This window comes from Rhizobium sp. CG5 (assembly GCF_023701945.1).
Lineage (GTDB): Bacteria > Pseudomonadota > Alphaproteobacteria > Rhizobiales > Rhizobiaceae > Allorhizobium.
On sequence record NZ_JABAEF010000013.1, the window covers coordinates 184,488 to 195,880 of the forward strand.

Below are 11,393 nucleotides of genomic sequence, written 5' to 3' on the forward strand. Positions count from 1 at the left end.
CCGAACCGGGAAGCCGCCTTTTTGCGTTCTAGGACGCTGTTACAAGACCGCGACGAAGCGGTCGACCTCGTCCGGCGTGGTGGCAAAGCTGGTGACGAGGCGGATCAGGGTCTCGTTTTCGTCGAGCAGGTCAGGCGTTTCGCGCGGCACCGGCCATTCGTAGAATTTTGCGCCCTTTTCTTGGGCCTCGGCGGCGGCGTCCTTGGTCAGCACGGCAAAGACCTCGTTCGACTGGGTGTCCCAGGCCAGCCGGCTCTTGCCGGCGGCCCGGATGCCGCTGCGCAAGCGATCCGCCATGTCATTGGCGTGGCGGGCCAGGTCGAGCCACAGGCCGCCTTCCAAATAGGCCTCAAGCTGCGCCGAGATGAAGCGGGTCTTGGAAAAGAGCTGCGCCGAGCGCTTGCGGATGAAGGGCATCTCGGTGGCCATTTCCGGCTTCATGAAGATGATTGCCTCGGCGCACCAGCAGCCGTTCTTGGTGCCGCCGAAGGACAGGATGTCGACGCCGCGCTTCCAGGTCATGTCGGCAGCCGTTGTCTGCAGGGCGACGATGGCATTGGCGAAACGGGCGCCATCCATGTGCAGCGGCAGGTTGGCGTCGCGGGCCACGGCGCCGATCGCCTCGATTTCAGCAAGGCTGTAGACCGTGCCGCTTTCGGTTGCCTGGGTCAGCGTCACGGCCATCGGTCGGCCCTGGTGCACGGCGCCCGGCGGGAAGCGGCCGATGGCGGCCTTCAGGCCCTCGGGCTCCAGCTTGCCGTTCGGACCTTCGACCGTAAACAGCCGGCAGGCGCCGGTCAGGAATTCCGGAGCGCCGCATTCGTCTGCGGTGACATGGGCTTCCGAGTGACAGAAGGTGACGCCGCCGGGTTTTGCGATGCTGGCGAGAGCCAGCGAATTGGCGGCCGTGCCGGTGCCAACGAAATAGACGGCCACCTCGCGCTGGAAGATTTCGTTGAAGCGGGCTTCGATGCGCTTGTCGAGATCGCTGGTGCCATAGGCCGCCGCATAGCCGGAGGCTTCCTTGACGAGACTTTCGGCAATCAGCGGATGGGCGCCGGCCCAATTGTCTGAGGAGAAGAACATGAACGGAATCCTGACTGAGAAGATGGCGGCAAAGGTTGGCGCCAGCTTTAAGCATTTTCGCCAGCCGTTCAATCGCTGCGGCGGCAAGGCGTGTCGCATCGCCCCAGCACGCACAAAGCGCAAAGCTTTTGGTCACTTGGCGAAAGAACATGTCGTCCTTTCGCTATAAATCGTAATCTTGCTGCGTGTTCCGGTCGTATTTTTCGGGAAAGGGTCTTGCCAGCGTTTCGGCTTTCTGGCATAGAGATTTTGAAATTAGGTCAGATAAGTTGACCTATTTCGAAGAGTAAAGGGTTAAGATTTTGAGCGCGAGGCCCTTACCAAGGCTGCATTTCGCGCTATAGTCGCGAGATGGCGGACGCAGGCATGCGGCCCTGCAGGTCAAAACGAGGTAAGCCGGCTGACCTATCCGCCGCCTCGCTCCTGCTTGAGGGAACCGCGAGGCTCGGTCTCGCTGCCATGATCAGACCCTGTTGCGCCGATGTCATCATCCGTCGGCTAAAACTGCGCAAAGGCCCGCGAAGGGTTCAACTGGAGGGAAGACGATGTCGAAAGTAACGCCATCTGACGCATTCGAGCATGCTGCCGTGAGCGCGGCCGAAACGCCCGCCGGTCGACCTTCGCCCAAGTATGGCCTGCCGGCCCGCCAGGGTCTTTACGATCCGAAGAACGAGCACGATGCCTGCGGCGTCGGCTTCATCGCGCATATGAAGGGCCAGAAGTCGCACCAGATCGTCAAGGACGGCCTGTTCATCCTGGAAAACCTCACCCATCGCGGCGCCGTCGGCGCCGATCCGCTGATGGGCGACGGTGCCGGCATTCTGGTGCAGATCCCCGATCGCTTCTTCCGCGAGGAAATGGCAAGCCAGGGCATCACGCTGCCCAAGGCCGGCGAATATGCCGTCGGCCACTTCTTCTTTCCGCAGGACGAAGCGCAGGTCGCCCACTTTAAGGACGTGATCGCCGACGTGGTGGCCAGCGAAGGCCAGCAGCTGATCGGTTTTCGCGACGTGCCGGTCGACAATTCGTCGCTGTCCAAGGCGCCGCATATCGCCGCGACCGAACCGCGCCATATCCAGGTGTTCATCGGCACCGGCCGCGATGCCGCGACGCCGGAGGCTTTCGAGCGCCGGCTGTTCCTGCTGCGCAAGGTGATTTCCAACCGCATCTACGACCAGTACAAGGGCGAGGATACCGGCTTCTATCCTGTCTCCCTGTCGTCCTCGACCATCGTCTACAAGGGCATGTTCCTCGCCTATCAGGTCGGCGCTTATTACAAGGACCTCAGCGACCCGCGCTTCGAATCGGCCGTGGCGCTCGTGCATCAGCGCTTCTCGACCAACACCTTCCCGTCGTGGAAGCTGGCGCATCCCTATCGCATGGTCGCCCATAACGGCGAAATCAACACGTTGCGCGGCAACGTCAACTGGATGGCGGCCCGTCAGGCGTCGGTGTCTTCGCCGCTGTTCGGCTCGGATATTTCCAAGCTCTGGCCGATCTCCTACGAGGGCCAGTCCGACACGGCCTGTTTCGACAACGCGCTGGAATTCCTGCTGCGCGGCGGCTATTCCATGGCCCATGCGGTGATGATGCTGATCCCCGAAGCCTGGGCCGGCAACCAGTCGATGAGCCCGGAGCGCAAGGCGTTCTACGAATATCATGCCGCCCTGATGGAGCCGTGGGACGGACCGGCCGCCGTGGCCTTTACCGATGGCAAGCAGATTGGCGCGACGCTCGACCGCAACGGGTTGCGTCCGGCGCGCTATATCGTCACCAACGATGACCGTATCATTCTGGCCTCCGAGGCCGGGACGCTGCCCGTTCCCGAAGAGGATATCATCAAGAAGTGGCGCCTGCAGCCGGGCAAGATGCTGCTGATCGACATGGAGAAGGGCCGCATTGTTTCCGACGAGGAAGTGAAGTCGGACCTGGCGGGCAGCCATCCCTATCGCAAGTGGCTCGATCGCACCCAGCTGATCCTCGAAGACCTGAAGCCGGTTGAGCCGCGGGCGCTGCGCCGCGACGTGTCGCTGCTCGATCGTCAGCAGGCCTTCGGCTATACGACCGAAGATACCAAGATCCTGATGTCGCCGATGGCCACCACCGGCCAGGAAGCGATCGGCTCGATGGGAACCGACACGCCGATCTCGGCCATGTCGTCGAAGTCGAAGCTGCTCTATACCTATTTCAAGCAGAACTTTGCCCAGGTCACCAACCCGCCGATCGATCCGATCCGCGAGGAACTGGTGATGAGCCTGGTCTCCTTTATCGGCCCGCGGCCCAACATTCTCGACCATGAGGGGGCCGCCAACGCCAAGCGCCTGGAAGTGCGCCAGCCGATCCTGACCAATGGCGATCTCGAAAAGATCCGCTCGATCGGCCACACCGAAGACCGTTTCGACACCAAGACGCTCGACTTCACCTATGACGTCGACCGCGGCGCCGAAGGCATGCCTGAGATGCTCGACCGGCTGTGCGAGCGGGCCGAAGCGGCCGTTCGCGGCGGCTACAACATCATCGTGCTCTCCGACCGCCAGATCGGCCCGGACCGCATCGCCATCCCGGCGCTGCTGGCAACGGCTGCCGTGCACCATCATCTGATCCGCAAGGGCCTGCGCACCTCGGTCGGCCTGGTGGTGGAATCGGGCGAGCCGCGCGAGATCCATCACTTCTGCTGTCTGGCGGGCTATGGCGCCGAGGCCATCAACCCCTATCTCGCCTTCGACACCCTGCTCGACATGCACAAGCATGGCGAATTCCCCAAGGAAGTGTCGGAAGACGAAGTCGTCTATCGCTACATCAAGGCGGTCGGCAAGGGCATCCTCAAGGTCATGTCCAAGATGGGCATCTCGACCTACCAGTCCTATTGCGGCGCGCAGATTTTTGATGCGATCGGCCTGTCGTCGGAACTGGTGGACAAGTATTTCTTCGGCACCGCCACCACGATCGAAGGTGTGGGCTTGAGCGAAATCTCCGAGGAGACCGTCAGCCGTCATTCGTCTGCCTTCGGCAAGGATCCGGTGCTGGCGACCTCGCTCGATATCGGCGGCGAATATGCCTATCGCATGCGCGGTGAAAACCACGCCTGGAGCCCGGACTCGATTGCCTCGCTGCAGCATGCCGTGCGCGGCAACAGCCAGGACCGCTACCGCGAATTCGCCGCCATGGTGAACGAAACGGGCCTGCGCATGAACACCATCCGCGGCCTGTTCAAGATCAAGGGGGCGGAGGCGCTCGGCCGCCAGCCGATCTCGATCGACGAGGTCGAGCCGGCGGTGGATATCGTCAAGCGGTTTTCGACCGGCGCCATGTCGTTCGGGTCGATCTCCCGCGAGGCGCATACGACGCTTGCGATCGCCATGAACCGGATCGGCGGCAAGTCGAACACCGGCGAGGGCGGCGAGGAAGCCGACCGCTACCTGCCGCTTTTGAACGGCGCGCCGAACCCGGAACGCTCGGCCATCAAACAGATCGCCTCGGGCCGCTTCGGCGTGACGACTGAATATCTGGTCAATGCCGACATGCTGCAGATCAAGGTCGCCCAAGGTGCCAAGCCCGGCGAGGGCGGTCAGTTGCCAGGCCACAAGGTGGACGCAACCGTTGCCAAGACCCGCCATTCGACGCCGGGCGTCGGCCTCATCTCGCCGCCGCCGCATCATGACATCTATTCGATCGAGGATCTGGCGCAGCTGATCTACGATCTGAAGAACGTCAACCCGGAAGCCGATGTCTCGGTCAAGCTGGTCTCGGAAGTCGGTGTCGGCACGGTTGCCGCTGGCGTTGCCAAGGCGCGCGCCGATCATATCACCATTGCCGGCTTCGACGGCGGCACCGGCGCCTCGCCGCTGACCTCGCTGAAGCATGCCGGTTCGCCTTGGGAAATCGGGCTTGCCGAAACCCAGCAGACGTTGGTGATGAACGGCCTTCGCTCGCGCATTGCGCTGCAGGTCGATGGCGGGTTGAAGACTGGCCGCGACGTGATCGTCGGTGCGCTGCTCGGGGCCGATGAATTCGGCTTTGCCACGGCACCTTTGATTGCGGCGGGCTGCATCATGATGCGCAAGTGCCATCTCAACACCTGTCCGGTGGGTGTCGCCACCCAGGACCCGGTGCTGCGCAAGCGCTTCAAGGGCACGCCGGAACATGTGGTCAACTACTTCTTCTTCGTCGCCGAAGAGGTGCGCGAAATCCTTGCCTCGCTGGGCGTTGCCAAGCTGGACGAGATCATCGGCGCGTCGGAGCTTCTGGAGAAGGACGATATGCTGGCCCACTGGAAGGCCCGCGGTCTCGACTTCAGCCGCATCTTCCACAAGGTCGATGCGCCGAAGGCCGCGACCTACTGGACCGAGCGCCAGAAGCACCCGATCGACGACATCCTCGATCGCCGCATGATCGAAAAGGCCATGCCGGCGCTGGAAAGCAAGCAGCCTGTCGTGTTCGAGGTCGATATCAAGAACGTCGACCGTTCGGCCGGCGCCATGCTGTCGGGCGCGCTTGCCAAGCGTTATGGCCACAAGGGCCTGAAGGACGATACGATCCACGTGACGCTGAACGGCACGGCCGGCCAGTCCTTCGGCGCGTTCCTCGCCCGCGGCATCACGTTTGATCTGGTGGGCGACGGCAACGACTATGTCGGCAAGGGCCTGTCGGGTGGGCGCATCATCGTCCGTCCGCCGGAAAACACCCGAATCGTCGCGGAAGATTCGATCATCATCGGCAACACCGTGCTCTACGGCGCGATCTCCGGCGAGTGCTATTTCCGCGGCGTGGCGGGCGAACGCTTTGCGGTGCGCAACTCCGGTGCCATTGCGGTTGTCGAAGGGGCGGGCGACCACGGTTGCGAATACATGACCGGCGGCGTTGTCGTGGTGCTCGGCGAAACCGGCCGCAACTTTGCCGCCGGCATGTCGGGCGGTGTCGCCTATGTGCTCGACGAGACCGGTGATTTTGCCCAGCGCTGCAACATGGCCATGGTCGAGCTCGAACCTGTTCCGGAAGAGGACGACATGCTGGAGAAGCTGCACCATCACGGCGGCGATCTCATGCACAGGGGCCGCGTCGACGTGTGGGGCGACATGACCCGCCATGACGAGGAACGCCTCTACCAGCTGATCTCGAACCATCTGCACTACACGGGCTCGGCCCGCGCCAAGCTGATCCTCGACAACTGGGCCGAATATCGACCGAAGTTCCGCAAGGTCATGCCGGTTGAATACCGCCGTGCGCTTGAGGACATGGAACGGATGAAGATGGGCGTGGCGGCGGAGTAGTTTTGATCAACAGCATTTCGTGATATGACGCGTCATATCACGAAATGGAGGCGCGCATGAATGAACATTCCAAAGTAAAAATTGCGCAAGTTTTCAACAACGGTCGAAGCCGGGCAATTCGGATTCCGAAGGAGTTCGAATTCGATGCGGATAGGGTGGAAATCAGGATGGATGAAAAAGGCGATCTTCTCATTCATCCTGTCAAAAAGATGACCCTGTTGCAGGTGCTGTCGACCTTGGAGCCGCTCGACGAGGAAGATTGGCTGCCTGAGATCGAGGATAAATATCCGGAGCCCGTCGATATCGGTGAGCCGGGCGATCCATGAAATATCTTTTGGATACCAATATCGTCTCGGACATCATGCACAATCCGCAGGGTCGCGTGGTGTCCAAGATAACGGAAGTCGGTGATGCCGAGATTTTTACCAGCATCATCGTTGTCTCCGAAATACGCTTTGGAATTGAAAAGAGAGGCTCGAAGAAGCTCGCTGCACGTCTTGCAAGCATTCTGGAAGTCCTGCCGGTCGAGACATTCGAGCCGCCAGCGGACGAACATTACGGGATGATTCGCGCCCTGACCGAGAGTTTGGGCCTGAGAGTTGGAGACATGGATTTGTTGATCGCGGCACAGGCTTTGTCGCTTGGCGCAACTGTGGTGACCGGGAATGAGCGCGAGTTTTCGCACGTTCCAAATTTGAAAATAGAGAACTGGCTGCGATAGGGCGGTGACGGAGTAGGGATTTAAACATGGGCAAGGTTACAGGTTTTATGGAAATCGACCGGCAGGTGGGCAAGTACCAGCCGGCGTCCGACCGCATCCGTCATTTCCGCGAATTCACCATCCCGATGTCGGATGCGGAAGTGCAGAAGCAGTCGGCCCGCTGCATGGATTGTGGCATCCCCTATTGCCATGGCCCGACCGGCTGCCCCGTCCATAACCAGATCCCCGACTGGAACGACCTCGTCTACAACAACAAGTGGGAAGAGGCGATCCGCAACCTGCATTCGACCAACAACTTCCCGGAGTTTACCGGCCGCGTCTGTCCGGCACCTTGCGAGGAAGCCTGCACGCTGAATCTCGAAGATGCACCCGTTGCCATCAAGACCGTCGAGCAGGCGATCGCCGACAAGGCCTATGAGCTCGGCTTCATCGTGCCGCAGCCGGCCACCGTCCATACCGGCAAGAAGGTCGCCATCATCGGCTCCGGCCCGTCCGGCATGGCAGCGGCCCAGCAGCTGGGCCGCTCCGGCCACGAGGTGCATGTCTATGAGCGCGAGACCAAGGCCGGCGGCCTGCTGCGCTACGGCATTCCCGATTTCAAGATGGAGAAGAACTTCATCGACCGCCGCGTCGAGCAGATGACAGGCGAGGGCGTCACCTTTCATTACGGCGTCAATGTCGGCGTCGACGTGACGGTTGAAAAACTGCGGGCCGATTACGATGCGGTGCTGTACTGCGGCGGTTCGGAAACCCCGCGCGAAGCCGGCATTCCCGGTGTCGAGCTGCACGGCGTGCATGATGCCATGCCCTATCTGGTGCAGCAGAACCGCCGCGTCGGCCGCGAGAACATCGACAGCTCCGGCTGGCCCTCCGATCCGATCCTGGCCGGCGGCAAGCATATCGTCGTGGTTGGCGGTGGCGATACCGCGTCGGACTGCGTCGGCACGGCCTTCCGCCAGGGCGCCGTCAAGGTGACCCAGCTCGACATTCGCCCGCGTCCGCCGCAGACCGAAGACAAGCTGGCCATCTGGCCGTTCTGGGCGACCAAGATGCGCACCTCGTCGAGCCAGGCCGAAGGCGCTGTGCGCGAGTTCCAGGTGGCAACGCTGGAATTCGTCGGCGAGGATGGCGTGCTGACCGGCGTCAAGTGCTGCCAGGTGGATGAGCGCCGCAAGCCGATTCCCGGCACGGAGTTCATCATCAAGGCGGATCTGGCCTTCATCGCTATCGGCTTCCGCGGCCCGTTCACCGACAGCGTGCTGAAGGAACTCGACGGTCAGCTGACGCTCAATGTCGACAATCGCGGCTCGACCAATGTCGTGGCCAATGATCGCGACTACAAGACTTCGATCGACAAGCTGTGGGTGGCCGGCGATGTGCGTCGTGGCCAGTCGCTGGTGGTCTGGGCCATCCGTGAAGGCCGCCAGGCGGCCCGCGCCATCGACGAGGCGCTGATGGGGGCAACCGTACTGCCACGGTAACATCCGTCCACGACATTGATCAAAACGGTCGCCTCTGGCGGCCGTTCCGCGTTCAGGGCTGCGGTTTGGTGACGATCTGATAGTTGTCGATCCGGCCCTGTGGCGCCGTTGGCAGGATGCCGGTCTGGACCAGCTGATCGCGCGGCGAGGGAAAGGGCGAGGGTGTCAGCGGGCCGGCGCCGAGCAGTTCGCCGCTGCCGTCGAGGGCCGGATCGGTCAGGCCTATCGGCTGGGTCCGGACGACATTCTGCATGTCCGAGGGCGGCAGGCTGATCAATTCGGGAAGATTGTCGGCATCAAGCCGCAGCAGGCCAGGGCTTGCCATGTCGCCGAGATGCCGACGGGCCGGCTTTTCCAGGTAGAAGGCGATCTTGCGCTTGCCGGCGGCGGTCAGGTTGATGCCGTCGGAGCCGCGCAACCGCACCTGCTGGCCGTTGATATCCGAGCCGGTCAGTACGAAACGGCCGTCCTGGTCGACAAAGCCGTCCCAGATATCGATGAACTCCCCGCCGACCTTTTCCGTGGTAGTCCGGAACACCTCGTTCAGCTTGATGACATCGGCGGTCATGCCCGGTGACTTGAAGGGCGGGATGCCGACCCAGAGCAGGGGAATGTCGCGGTCGACGATCAGATGCGCAAAGGCATTGACGCGCTTTTGATATTCCGTGAACCAGGCGTCGGTCGGGAACTTTTCCTTCGCCGCGGTCGTGGTCATCTGCTGGCGATCGTTGGCGCCGAGTGCCACGACGACCAGTGCCGGCTTGATCTCGTCCAGCAGCACAGGCAGTTCAAAAGGCCAGTTGTGATAGTCGTCGCGCACCAGGCCGGATGAGCCGTTGCTGCGGATCTCTATGGTGGTGCCGGGTGCGTTGGCAAAGGCTTCGATCAGGCCTTCGCCGATGCCGCCGGCCAGGAAGTCGCCGACGACGAGGATCTTCTGGGCGCTGCCGAGTTTCGGGGCCGGTGCCGGAACCGCGGGGGCCCGTGTGGTGGTAATCGTGGTGACGCTGCTTGACGTCTTCTTGGCGGCGCGGGGAACCCGGACCGGCGGGCGCACCGGCGCTGTCCGGTAGACCGGCTGTCGCGGCGCGGGCCGGCCGAACAGCAATTGCAGCAGTGTTCGCCGTTCGACGCGTTCCTGCGCCACGGCCGGCGGCAGCCATGACAGCAGCAGGACCGCCGCCAGGGCCGCGGCCAGGCAGGCCGTCCATTTCAGACCATATCTGGCAGGCCTTGCCGGCATCGTGTCAGCCGTCCGTTTCTCTGTCGTCATGCATGCTCATTTCGAAAAGGTGGGAAGACCTTTTCGAAATGTCAATTGCGCAGGGCGTCCAGAAGCTTGCGGGTCGGCTCGCCGTCGGTATTCATGCCGAGCCGGGTCTGAATGGCCGTGATGGCGGCCTTGGAACCGGAACCGAAATTGCCGTCCACTTCGCCATCGTAATAACCGAGCGCCTTCATGCGGGTCTGCAGCTCGAACTTTTCCTTGATGTCGAGCGTGCCCTGCGGACGCGGCCAGGCCTGCTGCATGCCGCCATAGCCGGCGATCTCGTCGGCCAGGAGGCCAACCCCCAGCGCATAGGTGTCGGCGGCGTTGTAGCGCTTGATCACGAAGAAGTTCTTGCTCATCAGGAAGCCGGGACCATTGGCTCCGCCCAGCAGCTTCAGTTCGGCCCGTTCCGAAGGACGGGTGAAGTTCTTGCCGTTCGGGCGCACGAAGCCGAGCTTCTGCCACTCGCCCAAAGTCAGCGTCTTGCCCGCATATTTGCTGCCGCCAGCCGGAACGACGGCTTCATAGCCCCAGGTCTTGCCGCTCTGCCAGCCGTTCTTGGCCAGAAGGTTGGCCGAGGTCGCCAGGGCATCCGGAATCGAATTCCAGATGTCCTTGTGGCCGTTGCCATCGGCGTCGACGGCATAGAGAAGATAGCTGGTCGGAATGAACTGGGTATGGCCCATGGCGCCGGCCCAGGAGCCGGTCAGGCCCTTGGCGCTGACATCGCCGTTCTGCAGGATCTTCAGGGCGGCGATCAACTGGGTGCGGGCAAACTTGGCCCGCTTCGGATCGGCATAGGCAAGGGTTGCCAGGGCCGTCGGCACATGATGCAGCCGGTCATCCTTTTCCAGCACTGCCCCGTAATTGGACTCCATCGACCAGATGGCGAGAAGAATATGCTTGTCGACGCCGAAGTGCTTTTCGAGGGCTGAAAGCGTGCGGCCATGCTTGGCCAGCATCTCGCGGCCGATCTTGACCGTGTAGGGATTGACGCGGCTGTCGAGGTAATCCCAGATCTGCGCCTTGAATTCGGGCTGGTAGCGCGCCTTTTCCAAAACGTCCGGATCGGGCTCGCTGACGCCGGCAAAGGCCTGATTATAGGTCTTCTGCGTGATGCCGCTCTTGGCGGCCGTGGCGTAAAATCCGTTTATCCATTTTTTGAAGCCGGCATCGGCATGGGCGGTCACGGGCATCATGCTCGTTGCAATCGTCAAAGCCAATGCGCCGAGAAGGCTGGGATGGTGTCTGGTCATGGGCATCTCCCCGTTCGTTCTACGGTTCGTTCAAACGGCTGGAACAAAGCCGTTCACCCCAGGTTAATGCAATTGCGTCAACAAAGTCTTTACCATACGCGATCGACCAAGGCACTATCTTTGCGATTTTGTAGCAATTGTATACTAGTAAAAGGTCGCGTTATGAAGACGCTAATCGATTAGATCCTCGAGGAGGAATGTGTGGGACAAGACAAGACACTCCGTAAAGCCGTATTCCCCGTGGCCGGGCTTGGAACCCGCTTCCTGCCGGCCACCAAGGCTGTTCCCAAGGAGATGCTGACCGTCGTT

The 11,393-nt window shown here is 61.8% G+C and carries 8 protein-coding genes and 1 pseudogene; 6 read left to right on the forward strand and 3 right to left on the reverse strand.

Annotation, left to right across the window (positions count from 1 at the left end; genetic code table 11):
* Nucleotides 1–39: 39 nt before the first annotated feature.
* Nucleotides 40–1,086: a threonine aldolase family protein gene (locus HGO38_RS20855; RefSeq protein WP_250957825.1), complete on the reverse strand. Its 1,047-nt coding sequence runs from the start codon at nucleotides 1,084–1,086 to the stop codon at nucleotides 40–42.
* Between HGO38_RS20855 and HGO38_RS20860 the strand changes: the two genes are divergently transcribed.
* From HGO38_RS20860 to HGO38_RS20880, 5 genes are all read left to right on the forward strand, one after another.
* Nucleotides 1,085–1,255, forward strand: coding sequence for a hypothetical protein (locus tag HGO38_RS20860; protein ID WP_250957826.1), 171 nt, complete (start codon nucleotides 1,085–1,087; stop codon nucleotides 1,253–1,255). The genes HGO38_RS20855 and HGO38_RS20860 overlap by 2 nt on opposite strands.
* A 376-nt stretch (nucleotides 1,256–1,631) precedes the next feature.
* Nucleotides 1,632–6,356 (forward strand): glutamate synthase large subunit, encoded by a 4,725-nt coding sequence (gltB, locus tag HGO38_RS20865; protein ID WP_250957827.1) that lies wholly within the window; start codon nucleotides 1,632–1,634, stop codon nucleotides 6,354–6,356.
* 56 nt (nucleotides 6,357–6,412) lie between these two features.
* A complete protein-coding gene (locus tag HGO38_RS20870) occupies nucleotides 6,413–6,682 on the forward strand; it encodes an antitoxin (RefSeq protein ID WP_250957828.1) in 270 nt (89 codons plus the stop codon).
* The gene (locus HGO38_RS20875) at nucleotides 6,679–7,077 is read left to right on the forward strand and encodes a type II toxin-antitoxin system VapC family toxin (protein ID WP_250957829.1); all 399 of its coding nucleotides are present in this window, start codon (nucleotides 6,679–6,681) and stop codon (nucleotides 7,075–7,077) included. Before HGO38_RS20870 ends, HGO38_RS20875 begins: the two co-directional genes overlap by 4 nt.
* Before the next feature lie 26 nt (nucleotides 7,078–7,103).
* Nucleotides 7,104–8,558, forward strand: coding sequence for a glutamate synthase subunit beta (locus HGO38_RS20880; RefSeq protein ID WP_250957830.1), 1,455 nt, complete (start codon nucleotides 7,104–7,106; stop codon nucleotides 8,556–8,558).
* Between the two features lie 52 nt (nucleotides 8,559–8,610).
* On the opposite strand, the gene HGO38_RS20885 is transcribed toward HGO38_RS20880, so the two are convergent.
* Together HGO38_RS20885 and HGO38_RS20890 are read right to left on the reverse strand one after the other, a co-directional pair.
* A complete protein-coding gene (locus tag HGO38_RS20885) occupies nucleotides 8,611–9,831 on the reverse strand; it encodes an SGNH/GDSL hydrolase family protein (protein WP_250957831.1) in 1,221 nt (406 codons plus the stop codon).
* A 41-nt stretch (nucleotides 9,832–9,872) separates the two neighbouring features.
* Complete coding sequence (locus tag HGO38_RS20890) at nucleotides 9,873–11,084, reverse strand: lytic murein transglycosylase (protein WP_250957832.1); 1,212 nt, start codon at nucleotides 11,082–11,084, stop codon at nucleotides 9,873–9,875.
* A gap of 201 nt (nucleotides 11,085–11,285) precedes the next feature.
* Here HGO38_RS20890 and HGO38_RS20895 point away from each other — a divergent pair.
* Nucleotides 11,286–11,393: pseudogene (locus HGO38_RS20895) on the forward strand (UTP--glucose-1-phosphate uridylyltransferase); the annotation flags it as partial.